General features: G+C 52.8%; 26 protein-coding genes. 6 read left to right on the top strand and 20 right to left on the bottom strand.

Annotation, left to right across the window (positions count from 1 at the left end; all coding sequences use genetic code 11):
• Nucleotides 1-158 precede the first annotated feature (158 nt).
• Nucleotides 159-1,421 (top strand): FliC/FljB family flagellin, encoded by a 1,263-nt coding sequence (locus tag AAEY27_RS05565; RefSeq protein WP_342323914.1) that lies wholly within the window; start codon nt 159-161, stop codon nt 1,419-1,421.
• 665 nt (nt 1,422-2,086) lie between these two features.
• Here the strand turns inward: AAEY27_RS05565 and cheW are convergent.
• The 19 genes from cheW to flgB form a co-directional block, all read right to left on the bottom strand.
• Nucleotides 2,087-2,593: a chemotaxis protein CheW gene (gene cheW / locus AAEY27_RS05560; protein WP_342323913.1), complete on the bottom strand. Its 507-nt coding sequence runs from the start codon at nt 2,591-2,593 to the stop codon at nt 2,087-2,089.
• A gap of 38 nt (nt 2,594-2,631) precedes the next feature.
• The gene (gene cheA, locus AAEY27_RS05555) at nt 2,632-4,635 is read right to left on the bottom strand and encodes a chemotaxis protein CheA (protein ID WP_342323912.1); all 2,004 of its coding nucleotides are present in this window, start codon (nt 4,633-4,635) and stop codon (nt 2,632-2,634) included.
• The gene (gene motB / locus AAEY27_RS05550; RefSeq protein WP_342323911.1) at nt 4,635-5,597 is read right to left on the bottom strand and encodes a flagellar motor protein MotB; all 963 of its coding nucleotides are present in this window, start codon (nt 5,595-5,597) and stop codon (nt 4,635-4,637) included. The genes cheA and motB overlap by 1 nt, the downstream gene beginning before the upstream one ends.
• Nucleotides 5,594-6,484: a flagellar motor stator protein MotA gene (gene motA, locus AAEY27_RS05545; RefSeq protein ID WP_342323910.1), complete on the bottom strand. Its 891-nt coding sequence runs from the start codon at nt 6,482-6,484 to the stop codon at nt 5,594-5,596. Before motA ends, motB begins: the two co-directional genes overlap by 4 nt.
• A gap of 74 nt (nt 6,485-6,558) precedes the next feature.
• Nucleotides 6,559-7,107 carry a flagellar transcriptional regulator FlhC gene (flhC, locus tag AAEY27_RS05540; RefSeq protein ID WP_342325471.1) on the bottom strand — a complete coding sequence of 183 codons (549 nt, stop codon included), beginning with the start codon at nt 7,105-7,107 and terminating at the stop codon, nt 6,559-6,561.
• 14 nt (nt 7,108-7,121) lie between these two features.
• Entirely contained in the window at nt 7,122-7,469 is a 348-nt protein-coding gene (flhD, locus tag AAEY27_RS05535) for a flagellar transcriptional regulator FlhD (protein WP_342323909.1), read from the bottom strand.
• A gap of 97 nt (nt 7,470-7,566) precedes the next feature.
• The gene (locus tag AAEY27_RS05530; RefSeq protein WP_342323908.1) at nt 7,567-8,295 is read right to left on the bottom strand and encodes an RNA polymerase sigma factor FliA; all 729 of its coding nucleotides are present in this window, start codon (nt 8,293-8,295) and stop codon (nt 7,567-7,569) included.
• A gap of 128 nt (nt 8,296-8,423) precedes the next feature.
• Nucleotides 8,424-10,085, bottom strand: coding sequence for a methyl-accepting chemotaxis protein (locus AAEY27_RS05525; RefSeq protein WP_342323907.1), 1,662 nt, complete (start codon nt 10,083-10,085; stop codon nt 8,424-8,426).
• A 121-nt stretch (nt 10,086-10,206) separates the two neighbouring features.
• The gene (gene flgL, locus AAEY27_RS05520) at nt 10,207-11,130 is read right to left on the bottom strand and encodes a flagellar hook-associated protein FlgL (protein ID WP_342323906.1); all 924 of its coding nucleotides are present in this window, start codon (nt 11,128-11,130) and stop codon (nt 10,207-10,209) included.
• 48 nt (nt 11,131-11,178) lie between these two features.
• Nucleotides 11,179-12,819 (bottom strand): flagellar hook-associated protein FlgK, encoded by a 1,641-nt coding sequence (gene flgK / locus AAEY27_RS05515; protein WP_342323905.1) that lies wholly within the window; start codon nt 12,817-12,819, stop codon nt 11,179-11,181.
• Between the two features lie 102 nt (nt 12,820-12,921).
• Nucleotides 12,922-13,881: a flagellar assembly peptidoglycan hydrolase FlgJ gene (gene flgJ / locus AAEY27_RS05510; protein WP_342323904.1), complete on the bottom strand. Its 960-nt coding sequence runs from the start codon at nt 13,879-13,881 to the stop codon at nt 12,922-12,924.
• Nucleotides 13,881-14,999 carry a flagellar basal body P-ring protein FlgI gene (locus tag AAEY27_RS05505; protein ID WP_342323903.1) on the bottom strand — a complete coding sequence of 373 codons (1,119 nt, stop codon included), beginning with the start codon at nt 14,997-14,999 and terminating at the stop codon, nt 13,881-13,883. Before AAEY27_RS05505 ends, flgJ begins: the two co-directional genes overlap by 1 nt.
• Nucleotides 15,000-15,002: 3 nt before the next feature.
• A complete protein-coding gene (locus tag AAEY27_RS05500; RefSeq protein ID WP_342325469.1) occupies nt 15,003-15,662 on the bottom strand; it encodes a flagellar basal body L-ring protein FlgH in 660 nt (219 codons plus the stop codon).
• 103 nt (nt 15,663-15,765) lie between these two features.
• The gene (gene flgG / locus AAEY27_RS05495) at nt 15,766-16,548 is read right to left on the bottom strand and encodes a flagellar basal-body rod protein FlgG (RefSeq protein WP_342323902.1); all 783 of its coding nucleotides are present in this window, start codon (nt 16,546-16,548) and stop codon (nt 15,766-15,768) included.
• A 23-nt stretch (nt 16,549-16,571) separates the two neighbouring features.
• Nucleotides 16,572-17,318 carry a flagellar basal body rod protein FlgF gene (locus AAEY27_RS05490; protein WP_342323901.1) on the bottom strand — a complete coding sequence of 249 codons (747 nt, stop codon included), beginning with the start codon at nt 17,316-17,318 and terminating at the stop codon, nt 16,572-16,574.
• A 12-nt stretch (nt 17,319-17,330) separates the two neighbouring features.
• The gene (gene flgE / locus AAEY27_RS05485) at nt 17,331-18,530 is read right to left on the bottom strand and encodes a flagellar hook protein FlgE (RefSeq protein WP_342323900.1); all 1,200 of its coding nucleotides are present in this window, start codon (nt 18,528-18,530) and stop codon (nt 17,331-17,333) included.
• A 45-nt stretch (nt 18,531-18,575) separates the two neighbouring features.
• The gene (locus AAEY27_RS05480) at nt 18,576-19,304 is read right to left on the bottom strand and encodes a flagellar hook assembly protein FlgD (protein ID WP_342323899.1); all 729 of its coding nucleotides are present in this window, start codon (nt 19,302-19,304) and stop codon (nt 18,576-18,578) included.
• A 10-nt stretch (nt 19,305-19,314) separates the two neighbouring features.
• Nucleotides 19,315-19,719: a flagellar basal body rod protein FlgC gene (gene flgC / locus AAEY27_RS05475; RefSeq protein WP_342323898.1), complete on the bottom strand. Its 405-nt coding sequence runs from the start codon at nt 19,717-19,719 to the stop codon at nt 19,315-19,317.
• Between the two features lie 8 nt (nt 19,720-19,727).
• Nucleotides 19,728-20,141, bottom strand: a complete 414-nt coding sequence (flgB, locus tag AAEY27_RS05470) for a flagellar basal body rod protein FlgB (RefSeq protein ID WP_342323897.1) — start codon at nt 20,139-20,141, stop codon at nt 19,728-19,730.
• 283 nt (nt 20,142-20,424) lie between these two features.
• On the opposite strand from flgB, the gene flgA reads away from it, so the two are divergent.
• The 3 genes from flgA (at nt 20,425) to AAEY27_RS05455 (ending at nt 21,962) form a co-directional block, all read left to right on the top strand.
• A complete protein-coding gene (flgA, locus tag AAEY27_RS05465) occupies nt 20,425-21,129 on the top strand; it encodes a flagellar basal body P-ring formation chaperone FlgA (protein ID WP_342323896.1) in 705 nt (234 codons plus the stop codon).
• A 73-nt stretch (nt 21,130-21,202) separates the two neighbouring features.
• Nucleotides 21,203-21,499, top strand: a complete 297-nt coding sequence (gene flgM, locus AAEY27_RS05460) for a flagellar biosynthesis anti-sigma factor FlgM (RefSeq protein WP_342323895.1) — start codon at nt 21,203-21,205, stop codon at nt 21,497-21,499.
• A gap of 19 nt (nt 21,500-21,518) precedes the next feature.
• On the top strand, nt 21,519-21,962 hold the full coding sequence (locus tag AAEY27_RS05455; RefSeq protein WP_342323894.1) for a flagella synthesis protein FlgN: 444 nt from the start codon (nt 21,519-21,521) through the stop codon (nt 21,960-21,962).
• 884 nt (nt 21,963-22,846) lie between these two features.
• Here the strand turns inward: AAEY27_RS05455 and AAEY27_RS05450 are convergent.
• Nucleotides 22,847-24,490: an SgrR family transcriptional regulator gene (locus AAEY27_RS05450; protein ID WP_342323893.1), complete on the bottom strand. Its 1,644-nt coding sequence runs from the start codon at nt 24,488-24,490 to the stop codon at nt 22,847-22,849.
• A gap of 216 nt (nt 24,491-24,706) precedes the next feature.
• Here AAEY27_RS05450 and AAEY27_RS05445 point away from each other — a divergent pair, with 216 nt between their 5' ends.
• Complete coding sequence (locus AAEY27_RS05445) at nt 24,707-25,258, top strand: peroxiredoxin (protein ID WP_342323892.1); 552 nt, start codon at nt 24,707-24,709, stop codon at nt 25,256-25,258.
• A gap of 28 nt (nt 25,259-25,286) precedes the next feature.
• The gene (locus tag AAEY27_RS05440) at nt 25,287-26,507 is read left to right on the top strand and encodes a protein-disulfide reductase DsbD family protein (protein WP_342323891.1); all 1,221 of its coding nucleotides are present in this window, start codon (nt 25,287-25,289) and stop codon (nt 26,505-26,507) included.
• Nucleotides 26,508-26,514: the final 7 nt, after the last annotated feature.

Raw genomic sequence — 26,514 nt, 5'->3', positions numbered from 1 at the left:
CCGCAAAACACCCTTTTTCATCAAAAAATAAGCGTCAGAGAGAAAAGTTTTTGCCGCAAAAAATTTTAGTCATTTTTTAAAAGGCCGATTTATTTAGTATGCGAACGAAATGACGCATAACCATACTCTGTATAGTAAATTGTGTATAAGGAAACCCCATGTCCCAGGTTATTAATACTAACGCCCTTAGCCTTGTAGCTCAGAACAACCTGAATAAATCTCAGGATTCTCTGGGTACCGCAATCGAACGTCTGTCTTCTGGTCTGCGTATTAATAGCGCAAAAGACGATGCTGCTGGTCAGGCGATCTCTAACCGTTTCACCGCAAACATCAACGGCCTGAGCCAGGCTTCCCGTAACGCCAACGACGGTATCTCCATTGCGCAGACCACTGAAGGCGCGTTGAACGAAATCAACGACAACCTGCAGAACATCCGTCGTCTGTCTGTACAGGCGCAGAACGGTACTAACTCTGATTCTGACCGTCAGTCCATCCAGGACGAAATCGACGCACGTCTGTCTGAAATCAACCGTATCTCTGAACAGACTGAGTTCAACGGCGTGAAAGTACTGAGCAAAGACCAGAGCCTGTCCATCCAGGTTGGTTCTAACGATGGCCAGACCATCGATATCGAACTCAACAAAATGGATTCTTCTACTCTGGGTATGGACGGCTTCTCCGTTGCTAACGGTGTTGATCCTTCAACCCTGACTGCAAGCACCGGTACAGTTAGCGTTGACAGTGGTTTCGATTACGATGCCGCTAACTTTACGGATGGTGGCACTACCCCAGTTACTAGCATTGACGACATCGTGAAAGACGATAATGGTGATGTCTATGCCAAAGTCGGTGCTGAAATGTATGCAGTAACGGAAGATCCGACTACCGGTAAGATCTCCTTTGACTCCGGTACCGATGTGGCTAGCTCTGTTGTGGGCACCCCGACCAGCGTTGTTGGTGAGAATATGATGGAAGACCAGGCTATTGACACGTCCGCCATCACCGGTGCGGGTGGTTCCTTAATGGAAGATGGCGAAGGCAACTACTATGTTGATGACGGTGCCGGTAACCTGACCAAAGCAACTATCGACGAGTCTAACTGGACTGCAACGGATTCTGGTAAAGCTGTATCTACTGATCCGGCAACCAGCGATCCGCTGACCAAAATCGACGAAGCACTGTCTCAGGTTGACGAAATGCGTTCCGGTCTGGGTGCGGTACAGAACCGTTTCGCTTCTGTCATCAGCAACCTGAACAACACAGTAAACAACCTGTCTGAATCTCGCTCTCGTATCCTGGATGCTGACTTCGCGTCTGAAGTTTCTGAAATGAGCCGCGCGAACATTCTGCAGTCTGCAGGTACTTCTGTACTGGCACAGGCTAACCAGGTTCCGCAGAACGTACTGTCTCTGCTGCGTTAATCTCTGCGCTCTGGCAGGTTTATACCTGCCATACCTTCCAACCGCCCACTTAGCAGGGCGGTTTTTTCGTTTCTGCGTTTTGTGCATTTCCTCCCTTTCCTTTTCCTTTCATCCACCACAACGCTGCCTACAGTATTGCGCAGCCTTGTAGGCCGGAATAAGGCGTTAACCGCCATCCGGCGAAACGCCCGGAGCACTGGTGCCTGATGGCGCTTCGCTTATCAGGCCTACGGACCGTTCAGCCACACGTCATTTATTTATGAGCACAAGCCTCACAGCGAGGGGGTTAAGTCCCCGCCGAAATCGGCGAACCGAAGCGTGAATGACAAGGTCTGGACGCCAGGGATGGCGGCCAGAGGCGAACCGAGCCAGGTACGGCGAGTCGAGCCGACCGCAGTCAGACACGCGGGAGGTGAGCGCAGTGCGAAGCACCGATTTCCCTGCGGGGCCGCGGGGATTGACAAGGGGAACGCGGTGTTCCCCTTGTCCCGTTCACCGTATGTCGCGTTTCTGAAACTACCGAACGACGGGTGAACGGAACCTTTCCACAACCGTTACAGACATGCCGGATGGCAGCTACGCCTCCCCACATCCAAACAACAGGCAACAAAAAAGGCCTTTCCCGTTGCCAGGAAAGGCCTTTTCACACTCAAGCGAGAAGCGGCTTAGAAAGAGGCTTCAGTCACGCGCTCGATCAATTCCATCTCTTCGCTGTTCAGCAGTTTCTCGATATCAACCAGAATCAGCATACGCTCATCCAGCGAACCGAGGCCGAGCAGATACTGCGTCGAGAGGGTAACGGTATATTCCGGTGCGGGTTTGATCTGCGCGGCATTAAGCGCCAGCACATCGGAAACGCCGTCAACCACGATACCAACCACGCGGCCGCTGTCGAGGCTCAGCACAATCACCACGGTGTTGTGATCAAACTCGGCAGAGCCCAGTATGAACTTCACGCGCAGGTCGACGATCGGCACAATCACGCCGCGCAGGTTGGTCACCCCGGCGATAAAATCGGGCGTATTCGCAATGCGCGTCACGCGATCGTAGCCACGGATCTCTTGTACTTTCAGGATCTCAATCCCGTACTCTTCTTTGCCCAGCGTGAAAACCAAGAATTCATTCCCGGTATTGTCACCGGATAACTGTTTGTTTGTGTCAGATAAGTTCATTTCATAACCTTTTCAAAAAACGCACTTCAGTCGTGCTGTCACTGGGCTTCCGCGTTTTTAGCCAATGTCGTTAACATAGCTACATCCAGAATCAGCGCCACACTGCCGTCGCCAAGGATTGTCGCCGCCGAAATACCGGGGATTTTGCGGTAATTCTGTTCGAGGTTTTTCACCACCACCTGGTGTTGACCAATCAGTTGATCAACCAGCAAGGCATAGCGGCTACCGGCGCTCTGTACGATCACGGCGATCCCTTCGCTGATGTCGTAATCCGCATCGTGAACACCAAACAGTTTGCCAAGCTCAACCAGCGGCAGATACTCTTCACGCACCTGCAACATGCGCTCGCCGCCGGTCATACGGTGCAGCGTATTTTCAGAGAGCATCAGAGATTCCATCATGCTGCCCAGCGGCAGAACATAGATTTCTGAGCCCACACGCACCGACATCCCGTCGAGGATCGCCAGCGTCAGCGGCAGAATAATGCGGATCTTCGAACCGCGCCCTTGCTCGGAATGCACCGTGACATGGCCGCCCATCTCCTGAATGTTGCGGCGCACAACGTCCATACCCACGCCGCGACCGGAGACATCGGTCACTTTTTCTGCGGTGGAGAAGCCTGCCGCGAAAATCAGCATCCAGACATCTTCATCACTCATGTTTTCGCTGATCGCCATGCCCTGCATTTGCGCACGGGCGAGGATCTTCTCGCGATTAAGGCCTGCGCCATCATCCGTCACTTCAATGATGATATTGCCGCCATGATGTTCAGCGGAAAGGACCAGGTTCCCTTTGTCGGCTTTACCGTTGGCGCGACGCACTTCAACCGGTTCAATCCCGTGATCGAGGCTATTTCGCACCAGGTGGGTCAGCGGGTCGACGATCTGTTCAATCAGACGTTTATCCAGCTCGGCGGAACCGCCAACCAGGGTCAATTCCACTTCTTTATTCAGCTTACCGGCAAGATCGTGCACCAGGCGCGGGAAGCGGCTGAAGACGTAATCCATTGGCATCATGCGAATGGACATCACCGATTCCTGCAAATCGCGGGCGTTACGTTCCAACTGGCCGATGGTGCTCAGCAACGTGTCGTGGCTGGCGGCATCCAGCACGCTGGAAAGCTGAGAGAGCATCGCCTGGGTGATGATCAGCTCACCGACCTGGTTGATTATCTGGTCAACCTTCTCCACCGCCACGCGAATACTGCTGGCTTCCGCCTGCTGCGGTTTCGCGCGCTGAGTTTCCGGGCGCGTCGCGCGGGTCGCGGGCGCTGCGGGCGATGCGGCGCTCGCCTGGGGCGCGGGTGCTGGTGCTGGCGCTTCAGGTTCACTGGCCGCGACCGGCGCTTCTTCAGCAGGCGCCGGAGAAATATCCACCTGGTCTGGCTCCAGAATGAAGCAAAGCACCGCGAGGATATCGTCAGCCGTTGCCGTCGTTGCCAGCGTCAATTGCAGGCGCTCTTTCTCAGTCTGCAAGCCGCTCACTACACCTAAATTGCCGAGTTCATCAACCAGCGGCTGTTGATCGTCTTCTTTAATATTGGTCAGCACGATGCGCAGGCGTTCGCCGTCCTGCTTCGCCGCCGCTACCGGCGTCGCGACAGGTTCCGCCATCACCGGAACAGCGGCAACCTCGGCGGGTAAACTCGCTTGTTCTGTGCTGTCGAGAGCAATCTGGCGCAATGCTTCGCAAATATAAAGGAAGGTTTCTTGATCGGGTTCCGCAGAGGCTTTATACGCGTCCAACTGGTCTTGCATAATATCTTTGCTCTCCAAAAACAGATCGCGGATCGGGTCGTTAATCTGCAATTTACCGCTACGCACATCGTCCAACAGGTTTTCCAGGATATGCATAGTTTGTTGTAAGACAGAAAAACCAAACGTACCCGCCCCGCCTTTGATGGAGTGCGCGGCACGAAATATTGCGTTCAGGACTTCTCTGTCCGGTGAGTCGAGATCCAGCTCCAGCAGATATTTTTCCATATCCGCCATCAGCTCATCCGCCTCATCGAAAAAGGCCTGGTAAAAATCACTTATATCCATTACTTGACCTCCTCAGGAGCGCTTGTGACGACGGGCGATTCAGCCACCACCGCGCCGCTTTTGGGCTGTGTCGCAGCGGTAGTTGAAGGCGTCTGATTGGCGGTTGGCGCAACCAGTGTGTCGCGTAAAAGCACGTCTTCTTGCATGATCTGTTTTTCTTTCTGCTGGCTTAACACCAGGATACTGATACGTCGGTTGATAGGATCGCCCGCGTCGGAGCCGGCCTGCATCATGGTGTCTGCCGTTCCTACCACCCGAATGAATTTCTTACTGGCAAGCCCGGCGCTGGCCAGAATGCGTCGTGACGCATTGGCGCGATCGGAAGAGAGCTCCCAGTTGCTGTAACCCTGTTCGCCATTGGCGTAAGGGAGAGAATCCGTATGCCCGGTCAGAATGATGCGGTTGGGCATATCGTTAAGTACCGGAACCAGCGCCTGCAGAATATTGACCATATAATTTTCAGGCGTCGGGCGACCGACCTTAAACATCGGCCTGTCGGCGCTATCGGTGATTTGCAGCAGCAAACCATCGTCGGTCAGGGAAAGTCGCAGGTTCGAGGTAAAGTTGTTCAGACGCGGGTCAATCTCGATCAGGTTCTCCAGTTTTTCTCTGGCCCGTTTCAGGTTGTTCTCGCTCTTCTTCGCATCCAGTTTCTGAAGCGTTTTCTTGAAGACTTCGCCATCTTGCTTGAGCGCATCATCTCCGCCACCGGGAACGATGCTGTCGCTCAGGCTGGCTTTCTCGCCGTGCGCCAGCGCATTTTTCAGCGGCACTTTAAAGTACTCGGCAATCTGCACACGCTGCTCCGGGCTGGAGGAAGAGAGCAACCACATCACCAGGAAGAACGCCATCATTGCGGTCATAAAGTCCGCATAGGCGATTTTCCAGGAGCCGCCGTGTGAACCATGCGCTTTTTTGATGGTCTTGCGAACGACGATGGTTTCGGCTTGCTTCTTTCTCATGCTGAATCACCCGAAGCCTGGGAGTTCGATGAGGTACGCACTTCACGCACATGTTCTTCCAGTTCCGCGAAACTTGGGCGTTCGGTGGAGAACAGCGTTTTACGCCCGAATTCCACCGCGATTTGCGGCGCGTAACCGTTGATACTGGAAAGCAGCGTGGTTTTGATGCACTCCATCATTTTCAGGTGTTCGGCGCTACGTTGACGCAATACGGTTGCCAGCGGCAGAACCATGCCGTACGCCAGCAGGATGCCGAGAAATGTTCCCACCATGGCGTGGGCAATCAATGCGCCCAGTTCGGCCGCAGGACGATCCGCCGCGGCCAGCGCGTTTACCACGCCCATTACCGCCGCCACGATACCAAACGCCGGCAGGCCATCGCCGACGGCGTTCAGGCTATGCGCCGGAACTTCGTGCTCGTGCTCGCAGGTCTCAATCTCTTCATCCATCAACGCTTCCATTTCGAACGCGTTCATGTTGCCGCTGACCATCAGACGCAGGTAATCGACGATAAAGTTCATGGCCTCAGAGTCGGCTAACAAGCGCGGATAAGCGGAAAAAATCGGGCTGTTTTGCGGATCTTCAATATCGTTTTCCAGTGCGACCAGCCCGCTCTGGCGGCTTTTTGCCAGTAACAGATAGAGCATCGCCAGCAAGTCCAGATAGAGCGCTTTGCTGAAATGCGAGCCTTTAAATAAAGAGGGTAAGGCTTTTAGTGTTGCGCGGATCGCTTTGCCGTTATTACCGACAATAAAAGCCCCTACCCCAGCACCACCGATAATCAATAATTCGGTAGGCTGAAATAAAGACGCGAGGTTACCGCCGCTAAGCGCAAAACCGCCGAATACAGTGGCGAAAACGACGATATAGCCAATTATGACTAACACTTCAACTCCTTAATAATTGAGAAAATCATCTCACCACGCTAAAAAAAATAAGCGCAGTACATGCCGAAGCCGGCTTACAGCCGGGGGTTCGTTAGCGTTCTTTCGGTGCCCGCGCGTTTAATTGCCCGTGAAGGCGGAAAACATAAACTGCAAGTAAATACGCCCTGGGTATTTTCTGGCGTAGTAATAAAGCGCCCGCCGCAGGAGCAACATTCCGTGTGTTTAATCATGCCGCAATCAATAAAGCGCAGCAGTGTCCAGGCACGGGTTAACCCTAATACCGGTTTTTTCACCGTACCATTCAGGCTATTTTCTAAATAGAGACGATAGCCTTTCAGCATAATCTCAACAGGGCGACCTATTTCCGTCTTTTGCAGATAACAATAGATGTTATAAAACATTGACGAGTGGATGTTTTGTTCCCACGCCATATACCAGTCTGTGGAAAACGGCAACATGCCTTTCGGCGGCGAACAGCCTTTGAGTTCTTTATACAGCTTTAATAATCTTCTGCGACTCAAACTTGTTTCGCTTTCCAGAACCTGCATCCTTGCGCCAAAAGAAATTAATTCCATGGCAATCTGCGCATCCCTGATTTCCGACATTATGCTTTTTTCACACATCATAAACTCCGCTTTCAGGTTGTCGAAGGCTCTTCCCCAGAAAGAGAATTAAGCAAATCAGTAGATAAGATGATTCCGGTATGGATGCTCTGCAAAGCATCAATACGGGAATCCTTGGTTAAACAATCAATGACCGTTTCATTATCAATACGTAACTGACAAATTAACTGGCCGGTCGATGAAAGTTTTATAAGCTGAGGAAACGTCAGTCCCTTCACGATATCAATCGTGGCTTCGCTTAATCCAAGTCGAAATTTTGCAGCAAATCGGTCTTCGAGAATCAATCGCTGCGCCAGCAGCAGATAAGAAAGATTCATATCCCGAATACACTGCATTGGCTCATCAAAATTCGTTACGTTCACTTTAACTGCCCCTTGTATTTTGTAACCAATACCGCAGTTACCGTCCTGAAATTCGTAACCAATGAGTAACAAATTTAATAGTGGATTTTATCGTTTATTATTCCCAGCCTCGGCCTTCCAGGCGCGCCCGCAACCGTTTAATTGTCTGGCTATGGAGCTGGCTCACGCGCGTTTCGGTGATCCCCAGCAGCGAACCGACCTCCTTCATATTCAACTCTTGTTGATAATATAAATTCAGCAACATCTGCTCACGTTCAGGTAGCTCTCTGATTTCTTTACTGACTTGCCTGGTTAAATCGCCAAGCATGGCATCGTTGAGCGGATCCAAATGGTCCTGCTCCAGTTCCGCCAGCTCAACGCCATCGGCCAATAATTCCTGCAATTCATCCAGTGAACAAAGCATGCTGGTATTGGTGTCCGCGAGGATTTGCTGATATTCCTGCACGGTCATGCCCAACTCTGCGGCAACATCGGATTCCGATGCCACACCACCGGAACGTTGCTCAACGCGCATAATGGCAGAGGAGACTTCGCGGGTTTTACGTCGAACACGCCGGGGAACCCAATCGTGTTCGCGTAATTCATCCATAAATGCCCAACGCAGACGTTGGGCGATATATACGCTGAGTTTGACCCCTTTTTTGGGGTCAAACTGTTCAACTGCGTCAAGAAGAGCAATCGCACCGGCTTGAATAAGATCATCAATTTCGACACTGGCTGATAATCTTGATTGCAATTTCAGCGCTTCGTAGCGAACTAAATAACCGTATTTGGTCCACAACTGCTCTTTTTGAATTGTCCCTTCAGGACTGTATAAACCATTCACTATTACAATTTCCGGGATGATAATAATTGAATGAAATTATTATTGATTATCGCCAAATCAAATAGCCTGATAAGAAACCGGAAAGTGAAACATATTGCGTCTTTATTCAGTACGCCATGCATCCTCAATTAAAATGTTTCCCAATCACTTTCGGATTTTTTAGCGGAAGCATATTCTTTGCGGGCGGATGAAATAACTGGACGCACAGTTTCAATACTGTGTTTCTCGCGAGCGACAGCGGAAACGTGGTGCTCGTTAACCACAAACTGCGCGACGATTTCGTCAAGTTCGCTGGCGTGCTGTTCAACGCTGGTGGCCGTTTTCGCGGCATTTTCCACCATCTGGGCGTTCTGCTGGGTCACCAGATCCATTTCGTTCACGGCCTGCGCAATCTGGTTGATACCGGTACTTTGTTCATCAGATGCAGAGGTGATTTCCGCCATGATGTCAGTCACCTGAATAACGGATTTCACGATTTCCTGCATTGAGGCGCCAGCCAGTTCCACTTCCTGAGAACCGGTGTTCATGTTGGCCACACACGTGTTGATCAACTGGCGAATCTCTTTCGCCGCATCGGCACTGCGTTTTGCCAGGTTACGTACTTCACCTGCCACCACCGCAAAACCACGACCTTGTTCACCGGCGCGCGCCGCTTCGACTGCTGCGTTCAGTGCCAGGATGTTGGTCTGGTTGGCGATGCTATCAATTACGCTGTTGATGTCTGCGATTTGACGGGAGTTCACCGTAATTTCTGTCATGATCTTGTCCAGATTGCTCATGACTTCGCCGCCTTTCTGCGCGCTTACGCTGGCGCTTTCTGCCAGTTGTTGTGCACTGTGGGCGTTGTCGGCGTTCTGGCGAACGGTGATTTTCAGCTCTTCCATGCTGGCTGCGGTTTGCTGCAGGGCAGAAGCCTGCTGCTCAGTACGGGAAGAGAGATCGTTGTTGCTGGAAGCGATGTCCTGCGCATTGATATAAATGTGCTTCACGCCGCTACGAATACCGAACACGGTGTCGGTCAGCGACTGACGCATGCCTTCCACTTCAACCAGCATTTTGCCGATTTCGTTCTGCGCGCCCGCCTCGATTTTGGTGCTCAGGTTCCCGCCAGATATAGACTGGAATGCAGCAATTGCCTGATCCAGACGATTGAAAATGGTGCGCTTGAGCCAAATACGGGAAACCACGGCACTGAGGATAGCGATAACCAATGCCAGAATGGCAAAGAGGGACATACGCTGCGTATAAGTATGTGATGCGTCGCCAAAGCTGCCGACGAGTTGTTCTGCGTAGGCCAGATATTCATCCGCACTGTCTCTTAACGCGATACGCTGTTTTGCTTCATCAACGACATCATTGGGATAGCTAGCTGGGTTAGCGATGTAATTGATCTTCTTCAGCGAAAACGCCAGCACACTTTCAAAACGTTTCTGAATAGTCTGAGCAGCAGCACGCTCTTCTTCAGTTTTAAATGGCGTGGCCATAAATTTGTCCATCTGCTTTTCCGCAGTGGCAAACATTTTTTTCGCATTATCAATATCGCCCTGATTAACCGGCTGGTTAATCATGGTCGCCAGCATGCCAGCATTCACCTGCGCCATTGCGCTGGTCAGGCCAAGAACAGCACTGTTTAAGGTATCAATATTGTTGTTGGTCAGAACGGCGTCATCAAAGTTATCCGACGATGATTTAGAACTGGTCAATGCATAGGTTGATACAACAATAATGCAAACAATTAACAAACCAAGCAGGAGATTAATTCCTGTGGATATTTTTAAGTCTTTAAACATAACTAAACCTGAGTAATAGGGAACACAATGAAATACCCGCCCGCGGGTATTTCATCTTCGTATGTACGTTTAATAACGTGCCCGTAATTGCTTACGAGGTTAAAAATCAGCAGCGGGAAATTTACCCAACAACTTTGAAAATTGAGAGCTGCTGCATTGACTGAAATACCGTCATAGATGAGTTAAGCGCGAATTCCGACATCTTTGATTGTGATAACAGCGTAATCATTGAGTCCCAATCCGAACCTAATGTCTCCTGCAAGCGGCTTTGCACATTGATACTCTGTGCTTCAGCGCTGAAGCCAAGAGATTCAATCTGCTGCATATTGGTGCCTACCGTGGCGCGAACCTTGCCGAGATTATCAATATTGTTTTTGATACTGACATTGGCATCGTCCAGCACAGCCTGTAGGGCATCGCGGTCGGCATCATCGGTCACCGGCTGTTTCAGCTGCGCAATGGCGCTGTCGAGCGCGGCGAACAGATCGTCCGACGAACCACTCATAAAGACATCATTACCGGTATGGCCGACCTGCATTTCGGTGCTGTCGGAAACCACTTGCGTCATCGGCGTGTCGCCGCCAACGTAAGTACCGTCATCAAGGAAAGGCGCGGTACCGGTTTTGTAACCGGCAAAAATGTAACGACCATCGCTGTTTTTGGTGTTTGCCAGATCCAGCAGATTATCGCGGATTCCCTGCAACTCTTGCGCCAGCGCCGCGCGGTCTTCGTCTGAGTACGCGCCGTTACCGCCGGCAACGATTTTCTGCGACAGGTTTTCCGACAGCAGGTTGGAGATAGAATCCAGCGAGTTGTCTTCCTGGCCCAGCGCATCTTGCGCGTAGGTACGCGCCGTGTCGTACTGGCTCATGCGCGATAACGCGTTTTGTAATGTCACCGCCTGTGAAGCGCCGGTCGGATCGTCAGAAGGCTTCAACAGAGTCTGGCCCGCAGAGAGGCGAGTCGACAGGTCGTTATAACCCGTCATCGCATCGCCGAGGCTGTCTATGCGGTTTTGAAATATATAACTTGTGCTAAGACGCATCGTCTATTCCTGCTCTTGAGTTAGGCGACCCGGTTAAACCGGGCGCGCTTAACGGATATTCAAAATGGTGTCGAAAAGGGTATTCGCGGTCTGAAGGACCTGCGCATTCGCCTGGTAGTACTGAGAGAACATCTGCAAATTGACGTACTCTTCCGTCATATCGACACCCGATACCGACTGCTGCTGAAGCGCCCACTGATCGTAAACATTCGCTGCGGTCGACATATCCGCTTTTAATGCACTCACTGAAGAACCGACGGAACTCACCAGGCTTGCATACGCGCCGGAGAGCGTTTTACCGTCAACCACTTCTTCGTCTTTGATGCCAATCAATTCGAGAATATTTTCGTTATCACTCTGGTCGTCCGGATCGGGGGATTTCGCCGCCGCAATCTGGTCGCCATCGGTAATGGCAACAGAAATGTTGTCTGCCGCGCCATCGGTCGGGTTAACAGTGAAGCTGTCGCCCGGAGCCGGTGTACCGCCAGGCGTAACAGAAATACCTTCGAACTCCAGCTCGCCATTGGTACCAATCGTTGGCGTAATGTTGCGGCCATCGCTGGTGGTAATTGACCAGTCGGTGTTGCCAGGCCCGTTATAAACCAGTTCGTAATCTTCAGATTTCACTGACGGGATGTCGGTGAAGTTGACATCCAGCGAGCCGGTACCGGTGTTGTTGATGTTGCCCACCGCTTCAGGATTCGCGATGTTGAAGATATCGCCACCGGCGTTACCGTCGAGATCGTAGCCCTGACCGTTGACTTCATTGAATTTGTTGGCCATCTGCAACGCCAGCTGGTTGAGCTGATCGCGCGCATTCACCAAATCTTCGTTACGGAATTTGAAATAACCGCCCAGCTCGCCGGTAGTCTTCTCTTCATCGAGCGGTAAGGCATTGCCGGACGCATCAACGTAAGCCACCACGGTGGTATTCGGATCGCTTTCCGACGCGCTCGCCTGCAAGTCGTAGGATTTGCCGCCGCTGACCAGCGCCATGCCGTTTTGCATGGAAACGCTCACCGCGCCGGTATCGCTATTTTCGTTAACTTTGATGCCGATCTTTTCGCTCAGTTGGCTTAACAACTGGTCGCGCTGATCCAGCAAGTCAGCCGGCATGCCGCCCGTCTGGCCGTGTACTTTCTCAATTTGCTCATTGAGGGTGGCCAGTTGTTTGGTATAGGAGTTGATATCATCAACGGTCTGGCTGATGTGCGTGTTAGTGCTTTTCTCCAGACCATTCAATGTCTTGCTGTTGCTGCGATATTGGTTCGCCAGCGCATTGAATTCCGCCAGCACACTCTGACGAGCGGCCGGGTCAACCGGATCTTTACTCACCGATTCCATGGCTTCAAATAAGCTGTCCATGGTCACGGAAATATTGTTGGTGCTGTCGCCGAGCATGTCGTCAATTTGGCTGACCTGCTCGTAACGGCTATTCAGGGTATAAAATTCTGTTGATGCGCCGCGCACCTGGTTTGTCATAAAACCATCATAAGCACGCTGAACATCACCGACTTTTACGCCATAGCCTAAAAAGCCGTAACTCGTGGATTTCCCACCTGCCTCGCCCAGAACAATATTCTGGCGGCTATAGCCTGCTGTCGTGGCATTTGACAAGTTGTTACCGACCACATTTAACGCGTTCTGCGCGGCGTTAAGCCCAGACTGGGCCAGATTGATTAAATTCATTTGTTATCGATCCTTACCAGAGGAGGAGGTGATAAAACGCCTCCGATAAATTACTACTCTCTATATTTATCGGCCCTGCAAAATTTCGCTAAAGTCCACAGCCTAAAATAATGACGAAAAATCCGAAGAATAAGCTTCCGTGGCTTCGCTCACCTTATTCCGCACCTGTTGAATGATATTGATCAATTTTTTCGCATATGCCGGATCGGTTGCATATCCAGCAGATTGCAACGCTTTTGCCCCTATTTCCGGCGATTGCGATTTCACAACATTTTTATAACGCGGATTACGACTAATTAACGACGTATAATCTTCCAGTGCTTCGGCATAGGAAGAATAAACTTTAAATTTGTCTTTTATTTTCTGCGCCACACCATTTTCATATTCGGTGGTGGTTATTTCCGTGGTTTCACCTTGCCAATCCGCCGTGGCTTTTACGCCAAATAAGTTATGGCTCGGTTTACCATCGTGCGTCAGAATTTCGCGTTTACCCCAACCGGATTCCAGCGCGGCCTGCGCAATAATTAATTGATGCGGGATGCCGCTTAAACGCGCAACCGCCATTGCCGGCGCCATCATGCGGGAAATAAAACCGCCGCCCGGAATAGCCGAAATTTCAGCTTGTTCAGCCTGGGCGTTTTGCGCTTGCTGTTCGTCCGGATCTGCCGGCTGCAAACGCAGAGGCACGCCAATAAAGCGTGCCGGGCTGATGTTGAGCGGAACTTCACGCGTTGCGGTGACATTTTCCGCCGCAGGCGCGCTTTTGCCGGTCATCTGTTTGACCATCAGATCGGCAAAGCCCATTTTTCCCTTTTCGGCGATGTTCTGTGAAATCTGCTGGTCGTACAGCGAGGTGAACATCTCCGACTGTTGCGTGTTGAATAAGCCATCTTTGAAGGAGGCCTGACGCATGCTTTTCAGCATCATCTGTACGAACAGGCCTTCCATCTGTTTGGCGACGGCTTTTAGCGCCTCGGGCGAATCATTGCGCGCCGCCAGTTTCAACTTATCCAGGCTGTGGGCGTCGAACGCCGCCCCTTGCGACAAATCGGTGCCAATCATCAGTTGATCTCCAGACGGGCATGCAAGCAGCCAGCGGTTTTCATCGACTGCAAAATCGCCATCAAATCATTCGGCGTCGCGCCGAGACTGTTAAGCGCACGCACCACGTTGTTCAAATCGGTACTGGTGTTAACACGTTGCAGCGAGCCATTTTGTTCACGCACGGAAAGCTGCGTGTTCTGCGTGACCACGGTTTGCCCGCCCGCCAGCGGCGTATTCGGCTGGTTCACCTGCTGGTTTTGCGCCACTTCTACCGTCAAATCGCCCTGCGCAACCGCACAGGTATCAAGGGAAACGTGACGGTTCATTACCACCGAACCGGTGCGTGAGTTAATGATGATGCGCGCATCGCCCGCATCCACGCGCAGCGGCAGATCCTGCACCGCAGAAAGGAAACGCACGCGCGAAGCGCTATCAGTAGGCGCACGCAGGCTAACGGTACGCGCATCTTCAGCGATGGCGGCACCGGCAAAACGGCGGTTAATCGCATCGCTAATCTGCTGGGCAACGGTGAAATCATCCTCATTGAGGGTTAATTTCAATGTGTTTTGCCCGGCGAAATTGGACGGCACTTCGCGTTCCACTGTCGCCCCGTCACTAATGCGCGCGCCGTTCAGTTGGTTTACCTGCACCCGGTTGCCGCCCGCCTGTGCGCCTGCGCCGGAAACCAATAGGTTCCCCTGCGCCAGGGCGTAAATCTGGCTGTCCGCGCCTTTCAGCGGCGTCATCAGCAGCGTGCCGCCGCGCAGGCTTTTCGCGTTACCCATCGAGGAAACGACGACGTCGATCTTTTCCCCCGCGCGGGCAAACGGCGGTAACTCCGCCGTCACCATCACCGCGGCGACGTTTTTAAGCTGCATGTTGACGCCCGCCGGTACAGTAATACCGAGCTGCGAGAGCATGTTATTCAGGCTCTGGGTGGTAAACGGCGTTTGCATGGTCTGGTCGCCGGTGCCATCAAGGCCGACCACCAAACCGTAGCCCATCACGGAGTTACCGCGAACGCCCGAAATGGACGTTAGATCCCGGATCCGCTCTGCGCTGGCTGTGCCGACAACGAGCGCGGACAGGCAGCAGAAAAGAGTCAGAAAGCGGGTTAAGGAAATCATTTTCATCATCAATCAAAAAGGAGAAAGGTTAAGGAACATGCGTTGCAACCAACCCATTTGCTGCGCTTCATTGATATAGCCGTTACCGACATATTCGATGCGTGCATCTGCCACTTGCGTTGAAACAACGGTGTTGCTGGCGCTGATCGTGCGCGGGTTCACAATGCCCGAGAAACGGATAAATTCCGTACCCTGGTTAATGGCAATCTGTTTTTCACCCACCACGGCCAGGTTGCCGTTTTCCAGCACCTGTTTCACCGTGACGGTGATGGTGCCGCTGAAGGTATTTTTCGCCGCCGCGCCGCCTTTGCCCGCAAAATCATTGTTGCCGCTGAGCGAGGCATCCGCTTTACCGCGACCGACCAGACCAGACAAGAAACCGGGAACCGCGCTCATGCTGACATCGGTGGAACCATCACGCGTGGCGGTAGCCGAAGAGCTTTTACTGGCGCTCACGTTTTCTTGCAGGGTAATGGTCAGCGTATCGCCCACGTTCCTTGGACGGCGGTCTTCAAACATCGGTTGATAACCATAATTCATCGCCTGCCCTGACTGAAAAATTGCGCCATTAACCGATGCGGCAGCGACCGGCGTAGGTGCGGCAGAGGTTTCCCCCCCTACCAGTGGTTTTTGTGGAATATAGGCACAGCCGGATACCACAGAGATCAGCATCAATGTCGTTGCCAAACGACGCAGCGTTGTTACAGAGCAAGGGTGATTAGTCATCTCATTCACTACAGGTAATGCAGCCGCGAGCAACGCCCGCGGCCAGGGATCAAAGTTGTGACAATCGTTGAAGCATCTGGTCAGAGGCAGAAACCGCTTTACTGTTAATTTCGTAGGCGCGCTGAGTCTGGATCATGTTCACCAGCTCTTCCGCCACGTTAACGTTGGAGGTTTCTACATAGCCTTGCTTCAGGGTGCCCGCGCCGTTCAAACCCGGCGTGGATTCATTCGGCGCACCCGAAGATTGCGTTTCGCGATACAAGTTCTCGCCAATGCTTTCCAGCCCAGATTCGTTGATAAACGAGCTTAAGGTGAGCTGACCCACCTGCTGCGGCGCCGTCTGGCCCGGCACGGTGACAGTCACAGTACCGTCGTTACCAATGGTCAGGCTCTGCGCATCCTGCGGAATAGTGATCGCCGGTTGAACCTGATAACCGCTGGAGGTCACCAGCTGGCCGTTCTGGTCAAACTGGAACGATCCATCGCGGGTGTAAGCGGTGGTGCCGTCCGGCAACAGAACCTGGAAGAAACCGCCGCCTTCAATCGCCACGTCCTTACTGTTGTTGGTTTGCGTCAGGCTGCCCTGGCTGTGAATACGCTCGGTGGCAACCGGGCGAACACCGGTACCCAACTGCAAACCAGACGGAATAGTGGTCTGTTCGGACGATTGCGCGCCCGGCTGGCGTAAGGTCTGATAAATCAGATCTTCAAACACAGCACGCTGGCGTTTAAAGCCGTTGGTGCTGACGTTCGCCAGGTTGTTGGAAATCACATCCATATTGGTTTGCTGGGCTTCGAGGCCCGTTTTCGCAATCCACAGAGAACGGATCATGTTGTTTTTCTCCTTACCTGGGCCTAGCCGGCACTCAGTAACTGGTTGGCTTTCTGTTCGTTGTCATCAACGGTGGTGATGACTTTCATGTTCATGTCAAAGCCGCGGGAGGTTGAGATCATCTCAACCATGGATTTCACCGGGCTGACGTTGCTGCCTTCCAGCATGCCTGGCATCAGTCGCAGATTGGCATCGGCGGGAAGCACAGCGGCAGCGGCCGGATTCGCGACGTGAAACAGACCATCGTCGCCATGTTTCAGCATGGCGGGCGCGGCGTTGACCATTTTCAGACGTCCGATCTGCGCCAGCGCCGAAGGTTCATCCCCGGCGCCAAGCGCGGAAATGGTGCCGTCGGCGGCAATGGTCAATTCTGACTGCGGCGGCACGGCAATCGGGCCGCCATCGCCGATCAGCGGCATACCGCGAACCCGCAACTGGCCTTCCGCGTCCACCTCGATGTTGCCATCTTTGGTGTAGCCTTCACTGCCGTCAGGCAGTTGCACCGCCAGCCAACCGTTTTGCGGCATCGCCACATCCAGGTTGCGTCCGGTGGCCTGCACCGCGCCCATCGTGTTGTCACTCCACGGCGTGGATTCCGTCACCATCGTGCGGGTTTGCACCGTCGGACCCTGCACCGGGATCGCGCGAAACGCCGCGATCTGTGCACGAAAGCCGGTGGTAGAAGCGTTCGCCAGGTTGTTAGACGTCACCGCCTGGCGGTTAAGCGCCGCGTTTGCGGCGCCCATTGCGGTATAAATCGCGTGATCCATGAGGCGCTACTCTTAACCCAGGTTAACCAGCGTTTGCAGAAGCTCAGACTGGGTCTTGATGGTCTGAGAGTTGGACTGGTAGTTACGCTGGTAAACAATCATGTTCACCATCTCTTTACTCAGATCCACGTTGGACGCTTCCAGCATGTTGCCGCGCAGCGAACCGAGGTTGCCGGTATCCGCGATACCAATCACCGGCTGACCGGATTCCGGGGTTTCAGTCCAGCAGTTGTTACCCGCCGACTGAAGACCGCCAGGGTTGGTGAAGTTGCTCAGTACCACCTGGCCCAGCAGCTGGCTTTCGCCGTTGCTGTACGAAGCGATGATCTGACCGTTATCACCCACGGTGTAACCGTTCATCAGTCCCGGCGGGTAACCGGTGGTGCTCGGGCTGTCCATGGTGTTTTCCGACGCCTGCTGGCTCAGATTGGACAGATCGAGGTTGAAGTTCAGCGCCGCGCCGCCCTGGTAAGCCGCACCCGAAACAGGCAGATCGGCCGGGTTGGTGGTGAGCTTGCCGGAGGTGTCAAACGTCAGGTTGACGGAACCCTGGGTGCCCGGAGAAGTGGAATCCACCGAGTAAGCCGTCCACTGGTTGTCCGCGGTTTTCACGTAATAAACGTTGATCGCGTGCTCGTTACCGAGGCTGTCGTAGGCATTCACCTGGGTGGAATAGGTGTAAGAATCACCATCCGCCGGGTCGAAAGGCGTCACAGAAACCACATCGTTGCCCGAATCCAGGTTACCGGAAATGGAACCGGCGTCGGACGCGCGCGCAGGCATCTGCCCGGTCGGGATCTGAATCTCGCCAACCGGCGCGCCCTGCTGAATCGCAGGCGGTGTACCCGTCGCCATATAACCGGTCAGGCGCATGCCCTGGTTATTCACGACATAGCCATTTTCGTCGGTCTGGAATTGACCATTACGGCTGTAAAACACGCGACCGGCTTCTGTCACCATGCGGAAGAAACCGTTGCCCTGGATACCCATATCCAGCGCGCTGCTGCCTGCGCCCAGAACGCCATCGCTGAAGTTCTGGTTCACACCGGCAACCTGTACACCCATACCGACCTGGGAGCCGGCAAACACGTCGGCGAACGCCACGGAACCGGATTTGAAACCGACCGTCTGGGAGTTCGCGATGTTGTTACCGACCACATCGAGTGCCTGCGAGGAGGCATTTAATCCACTAAGACCTTGAGAAAAACCCATTTGCTAAACGTCCTGTGCGCGTGTCGCGCAAATCTGAATGAAAAATTATTCAATAAGGTAAACTTCGCTGAGCGACGCGGTGCCGTTCGCGCCCAGTTGCAGCACAGCGCCGGAACTGGTGAAGGAAACGCTCTGCACTTTCGCGGGCTTCAGCGCGGTAATGGATGGCGTGCTGCCATCGGCATTGGTGGCGGAGAACGACACCGTGAAGCTGGTATCCGGCTGGGCACGCGGATCGCTCGGCTGGAAGTCTTCAAAATCATCCAGCGAGTACTGATGCACGCCCGCTTCCACATTTTTCAGCTTCGCGTTGTAGGCATTCCCGGCCGAATCCGTCAGCGTGACGGTGACTTCATCCGCATCGCTATCAAGAGAAAGTCCCACTTTCTGGTTGCCGTCCGTCGCGGTGGACACCTTCGGATCGCCTTCAACCATGATGTCGCGGCCCACCCAGTCAGCCGAGTTCATCTGCTGCATACTGGCGACCAGCGTCCCCATGCTGTTCATGGTGGTGTTGAGCTGCTCAACGCCCGCCGCCGTGTTGAACTGCGCCAACTGAGCGGTCAGCTGGTTGTTGTCCACCGGGTCGGTTGGATCCTGGTTTTGCATCTGCGCAACCAGCAGCGTCATAAAGCTATCCAGCAGCTCGTCGGCGGTGGAGCCAGTGCCGACGTTGCCTGAACTCGACGTTGAGTTCGTGTTGGACGTTGACGACGTGCTTTTTGTCGTTGCGTTCGTTGAGGCGCTTTGGGTCATTACAGGTGAAACTGCCATTTATTTATCCTTACTGGCCCAGAGTCAGCGTTTTCAGCATCATGCTTTTCGCCGAGTTCATCACTTCGACGTTGGCCTGATAGCTGCGGGATGCAGAAATGGTGTTGACCATTTCACCTACCACATCGACATTCGGCATATGCACATAACCCTGGCCGTCCGCCAGCGGGTTTTGCGGTTCATACACCAAACGATCCGGTGCCGTAGATTCAGTAACACCGCTCACTTTCACGCCGCCGATTTCCTGACCGGCTGCGTTATCGACATTGAATACTACCGAGCGGGCGCGATAAGGCTGGCCATCTGGCCCGGCAATACTGTCGGCGTTCGCCATATTACTGGCACTTACGTTAAGTCGTTTTGACTGGGCGGCCATTGCCGAACCTGAAATATCGAAAACACTAAACAGCGACATGAAAATTATTAACCTTGGTTAATGACGCTCATCAAACCTTTAATTTGGGCGCCGAGAATTGTTAAGCTCGTTTGATACTTAACGTTGTTGTCTGCAAAATTAACGCGTTCACGATCCATATCGACTGTATTTCCGTCGGCACTTGGCTGATCAGGAATACGATAAAGTAATTGTCGATTGTCCGTTTTAGGCGCCACACCGGGAATATGTTTTCCAGATGTTAGAGCTAATGTTAATGGATTATTGTTTCGCGTTTCCTCTTCCATGGCATTTTTCAATTGTTTTGAAAAATCAATGTCTCGCGCCTGATAACCCGGCGTGTCGGCATTCGCGATATTGGATGCTAAAATATCCTGCCGACGCGACATCAGGCTTAATGCCTGCTGCTGGAAACGCAATTCATTATCAAGTTTATCAAACATGAAATGACTCGCTTGGTTCGCAAATTGATTACGGGATATAGTCTAAGAGACAACCTAATAAATCTATACCTTAAACATCTGTCAGAAATAAGCGCATTTAGATACTTCATTCCTACAGACAATAACGAAACCGCCGGTTTGCACATATATAGAAACACCAAACCAGCAAATTACCGTCAAAAGTGCGCGCATTTATCTGATAAACAATTTGCCCGACTGAATTACAATTAAAGAAATCGCGATATCTGCATTCTTTTATCTTATTAATAAGGTCGTTTACGAAATGCCTCATTCCTTCTTTACGTCGCTGTGCCTGTTTTTCGCGCTCTGCTGCTCGCTGCTGTCGCAGGCACAGGCCGCAGACCAGCCAACGTCGCCGCTGCAATCCCGCATTGCCGACCTGCTGGCCGCCGGGAATGAAACGCAACCCAATCAACCAACATTAACCATCAAGATCCTCACGCCAGCGGCGAAGCTCGCCGCGTTATGCCCGCAGCCGGATTTACGCCTTTCTGGTCATCCGGTGCGCCTGACCGGGAATCGCAGCGTGATCGCTAAATGCGGCAATAAACAGCAATTTCTTCAGATCAAAGTGAGCGCCACGGGCCGCTACTGGATTGCCGCCAACACGCTCAAACCGGGGCAAATCCTTGGCGAAGGGGATATTCAGCCGGTAACCGGCGAACTGGACAGGCTTCCAGCCGGGTTACTGCTGGATGCCGGGAAAATTATTGGCAGCACGCCCACGCGCATTATTCGCCCCGGCCAGCCGCTGGCGGAAAATCAGATTCGCCGCAGTTGGGCGGTTCTGGCAAACCAGGACGTTGAGATTGTCGCGCCAGGCGAGGGTTTTTTGATTCACGCGAAGGGTAAGGCGCTGGATAACGCCGCGCAAAATGAACGCGTCAGAATACAGACGCGCACGGGCCATATCGTGGTTGCCACCGCGGTTGGACAAGGGACGGTAAGCATTAACCTCGACAACTGATTTCAGTTTTATTTTGCCTGGGCCGATATCTTTATTACAGAGCCACCGTAATGCAGATATCACCAGGACAACCATGAACATTGAACGCACAAGTCAGGCACGAGCTATTCAGTCGACCACCGCGCAGCCGCAGGGTGAGCCGAAGGCCAAAACTGATGAGATGGGCAACACCGTTAAAAAAGACGGTCAGCCAAACGGCACCCAGGTCAAGCTCAGCCAATTAACGCAGCAATTCAAAACTGACAGCAGCCGTGATATCGATACCGATCGTGTTGCTGAAATTAAGGCGAAGATGGACGCAGGCGAACTGACGCTGGACAGCGATAAAATCGCCAGCGCGCTGGTACGCGACATCTTTTTGTTCTCATAACCCAACCGAATAGTTAAAGATGGAAAATTTATCCGTAATTCTGAAAAAGCTTTATGGCTTGCTGGAAGAGCTTGAAAGCACGCTCGCTGAAGAGATCAGCCAGCTAAGTCGGGCGCAAATAAACCCGATTTCACTGCAAATTATCTCTGATAACAAAAGCCGTTTGCTGTCAGCGATTAATTTCTATGATGAGCAGCGCAAGCAGGAAGAGCGGCAGCAGCGTATCGCGTCGCCTTACTCACAAAAGCCGAAACTCGCGGCAATCTGGAACAACATCACCAGCGTAGTGAGAAAATCGGGCGAGCTGAACCAGAAGAGTTACCAGCTGATGGAAATGCACATGAAGAAGGTGAATGACGTTAAGCAAGTCGTCAGCCGGGCAACCTCTTCCGCACAGCTCTACGGGCAGAGCGGCAATCCCAGCAATGATGGTTCCGGTAATGTCTATCGCATCTCCGTGTAAACCGTTCGTCTTCTCATCGCTCCCGCAGTACCCCGCCTGCCAAAAACGGGAACCCGAGTAAGCCACGCCTTCTCGCGTTCCCGGTTCTCTTTTCCCAGTATTTTCCTCTGCGCAAGTTTTGTGCATTTTTCCTTTTCCGCAAATGCAACTCTTTTTTTCGCCAACCCGCGCCACGCCTCGCTTTTCGGCTAATCCCAAACTAAAATGTTTCCAAATATTTCCAAAAGGAGCACGCCGCGATTGTTACATTTCGCACGAAAACGCAAAACAGTCGATTTAGTTCCTTTTTTTCCGGTTAAAAAAACTGCACTGGTACGCTGATACCGACGAATAAATGCCACACAAATTACAATGAAATTACCCGATGAACTCTTTCTATAATTTTGACGAAACAAAACAAAAAATCCCTGTTTACGCGGGGCGAAGAAATGGACAAAATACGCTCAAGCAGTGCATCAGGAAGTTTTACCGGTAAAGACGAAATGATGTTTTGTGAAAATTCCCTCTCGATGAAAGGCATATTTTTTCAGTTGCCCGTGACGAGAAGGTCGGTGACTGAACTATATTACTGTGAACTCTAACAGTACGTTAGTTGTCATATGTGATGTAAAACCACTATTTCGATTGGCCACCTACGGGTGGCTTTTTTTTGCTTGTTTTTCAGCAAATTGAAAGAAAATCGAAGGTGATTATTTTATGAGTAAAATTAAAAATACAGGACAAATAATTGATTTAATAATGGGTCAAGAGAAATTGAGAGAAATAATTTACAACCATTCAGATGATTAAGCAGTAGTTAATGCGAACATCATCAGCGCCATAATTTCCCTGAAAAATAATTTAGAGATTTTTTAACTTTGCTCATTGAGATGAAACCAAAGACATTATTCTGAACTAAGCGTTGTTCCCCCCTCTTCCTGGCGCTCATCGGTCCAGATCCGCGTAAAATCCGGCCAGCTTTGTGGGAAACAAAAAACGTTATGAATACAAGAGGGCGTCACCAGCCGGTAACGCTGCGCAAACAGCGGAACTATCCAGCGGTGTGCGCTGACATAACGCATCATCCGTTTCATGCGCTGGCTGTAGCGGGTCACCGGGCCGGCATCAATGTGATCCAACAACCGTAACCCCCTCGCCCACGGCGCTTTGCCCCAGAACCAGGGCCACATCACGCTGTGGCGATAACGCTCTTCCAGGCTGAAGGTTTCGTGCTGTTCAAGCCGTAAAAACCCCAGGCAGAGATCCTGCTCTTCCCAGCTTTCGTCCGGCAGTAACCAGTGTGTGACGCTGATCGGCTTGGTATTTACTGTGCATCCGCGATAACGCAGGCTTTTTACCAGCTCATCCACCAGCTTTTTCATCTCCGTCGAACGGAAATAGGCAATGTTGAGCGTGCCAGGCAATAGCGCCTGCGTTGACGCCTCTTTTTCCGGCTGTAACCACGCCGGCAGCGGCATCAATGTCTCTTCCCGCTCGGCCAGCGCACGGCTTAGAGAAAGCGTGATCAGCCGGATGACCGACTGCTGGGCAAGACTTAACCGCCCGCGCAAATAGTTAAAAGAGACATAGTAAAAGGCATCGGCGTTGTCTCGGGTGGTCACCGGTTCGGGCATCAATAGCGATCGCGGCGTATCCAGCCGAACGGCGGCCGGAAGCGGCGCCACGTTGAGCGGCGTATTGTAGACAATTTCACTGGCCTGCGGCGTTTCACCGTACCAGCCAGGCGCGCGCGTTAACGTCATTTGCATATCGGAATGGCTGCTGACTTTAAACGGCCCAAGGCCGATGGAGCCGATCTGCGGGTGCGCCAGGCCATAAACCGGGCTGGCAAGCCGGTAGCGCAACATCACATCCGGCTGGCTGAGGTGCATGATCAACACATAGTCTTGCTGAATCACCTCAACCACATGCGGCAAACCCGGCCCACCTACATAGCGCCGCAACACTTCCTGCAACTGCGCGGGCTCCAGCGGTTCGCCGTTGTGCCAGACCAGCCCGCGGCGCAGCATAAAATGCCAGCTTAACCCGTCGTCACTGACGCGAATCGTATGCGCCAGACCCGGCACCGGTTCGACCTGTTCGGGAATATGCCGGGTTAACCCGGCATGCACCATTTGCAGAATATGCCGCCCGGCGCGGTCGGTGTGAATCGACGGCACCGGTGCCTGCAGCGGGCGATAAAAGGAGATGAAGTAGCGAAAGCCATCGCTGGAGTAGACATCCGTCGGCGCGCGTACGGGTTTCACCTCTGTTATAGGAGATGGGCTATCAAGCATATTCTCCAGCGCCGAGATGCTCATCCGGCATTGCAACATGCCCAGCGCGCCCCGCCCAGGCCGGGAACGCCAAATAAGCCAGCCCTCTTCTTGCATCTCTTGTAACAACGAGCGTGCATAGCGTGAGGAGCAAGCTAATGTATCGGCAATTTGCGCGAGGCCTAATTCATGTCGATGCGTACTGTATCTGGAAAGCAGCCGATTATATCGGCGCAGCAAGCTGCCTTTTTGTACGGCAGTGTAATAAGCCATTGATTTTTACCGTAATAAAGACGAATTCAGATAGAGAAAACACTGCGGCGAGAGAATATTAAATATAGCATATGAGAAAAATCCCATGATTATTCGCTACTGGCGTTTCGTGCTATTGATAATTTCGATGTTTTTTCTGCCAGGCCGAAACTTTTGCGCTCCCCGCAGCGAACTGTTTATGAGCGTGAATAATCTGACCCCAAACTGGAGCGCAACATGACCCCGATGAAAAAACTGTTTCTCAGCCTTTCTGCCGCCGCACTGCTGAATGTCGCCACCGCCCAGGCCGCGCTGCCTGCCGGTGCGTCCGCCCCGGATTTCCAACTGCAAGGCGCGCTGGCCGGTAAACCGCTGACCTTCAACTTAAAGGAAACGCTGCAAAAAGGCCCGGTGGTGCTGTACTTCTTCCCGGCGGCGTTCAGCAAAGGTTGTACGATTGAAGCCCATGCTTTTGCCGAAGCGACGGATGATTTCAAAAAACTGGGCGCGACGGTGGTTGGCGTCACCGCCGGGAATACCGAACAGGTGGATGAATTTTCAAAAGTGGAGTGCCGCGACAAATTCACCGTCACCGCCGATCCGGGTGCGAAAGTGGCCGCGAAATATGACAGCGTGATGCAGATGAACGGCAAAACCCTCTCCGATCGCACCTCTTACGTTATCGCGCCGGACGGCAAGATCCTGCTGAGCTACACTGACAGAAATCCGGAAACGCATATTCAAAAAACGATGGACGCGGTGAAACAGTATGCGAAATCGCATTCGTAATTAATCCTTTTTCCGTCAGAGAATCATTATGTTAACCGCTATGCTCGCCGCCTTCGCAGGCGGCATTATTCTCAATTTTATGCCGTGCGTGTTTCCGATAATTTCCCTGAAAGCGCTCGGATTGCTGCGCCACGCCGATAACACCGCGCAAACCCGCAAAGAGGGTCTCGGCTTTTTATTGGGTACCGTGGCGACCATGCTGGCGCTTGCGGGGATCCTGCTGGCGTTACGTGCCGGCGGAACGGCGGTTGGCTGGGGGTTCCAGCTACAGTCTCCGCTGGTTATCGCCTTTCTCGCGCTGGTTATCCTGGCGGCCGCGCTCAATTTGCTCGGCGTGTTTGAAGTGGGGCTGTCGATGCAGCGCGCCGGGGAAATTACCGTTGAGCGCGGGGCGTTTACCCGCGCCGCACTCACTGGCGCATTGTCGATAATCGTTGCCACGCCGTGTGCGGCACCTTTTATGGCAGGCGCTATCGGTTACGCGCTGGTGCAACCGCCCGCTGTGGCGCTGGCGATTTTCTTCGCCTTAGCGCTCGGTTTTGCCGCACCGTTTAGCCTGATTTCGCTCTTTCCGGCGCTCGGCAAATGGCTGCCGCGCCCCGGCGCGTGGATGAATACCCTAAAACGCGGGCTGGCATTCCCAATGTTTGGCGCCTTCGGCTGGCTGGTGTGGGTACTGGCGCAACAGGCGGGAACCACCGCGCTGGCGGCGATTCTTGCGGCGTCGGTCGTGTTGGGTTTCGCCGCCTGGCTGTACGGCATGGCGCAGCAGCGCCGCTTCGCCGGACGCGGGCATAAGGTGCTGTTTGCCGTCACCGCCGCGCTCATTATCGCCGCGATTGCGCCGCTGCCGTCAGTGGTGAAAAGCGGAGCCGCTCTGCCCTCAACGAGCGTTAGCGAGGTGAAATGGTCGCCGCAAACCGTGGCGGATAACCGTGGTCACGGCAAAGCCATTTTTGTGAATTTCACCGCCTCATGGTGCATCACTTGCCAGGTGAATGAACGGACGTCACTTTCCACAGAAGCGGTGAAAGAGGCGCTGGCGAAGACCGGCACGCTGTATATGATTGCCGATTCGACAAAGTTTAACACCGACATCGATGACACCATGAATGCACTGGGCCAGGGCAGTTTGCCGCTGTATGTGCTTTACCCGGCGGATGGCAGCGCGCCGAAAATTTTGCCGCAGGTCTTAACACCTTCAATTGTGGTGAATGCATTAACGCAGGCCAGCGGGAAAAAAACCTAAAGGCGGG

Source organism: Kosakonia sp. BYX6 (assembly GCF_038449125.1).
Lineage (GTDB): Bacteria > Pseudomonadota > Gammaproteobacteria > Enterobacterales > Enterobacteriaceae > Kosakonia > Kosakonia calanthes.
Note: the sequence above shows the minus strand (reverse complement) of the source record. Positions and strands in the feature narration are given on the sequence as shown.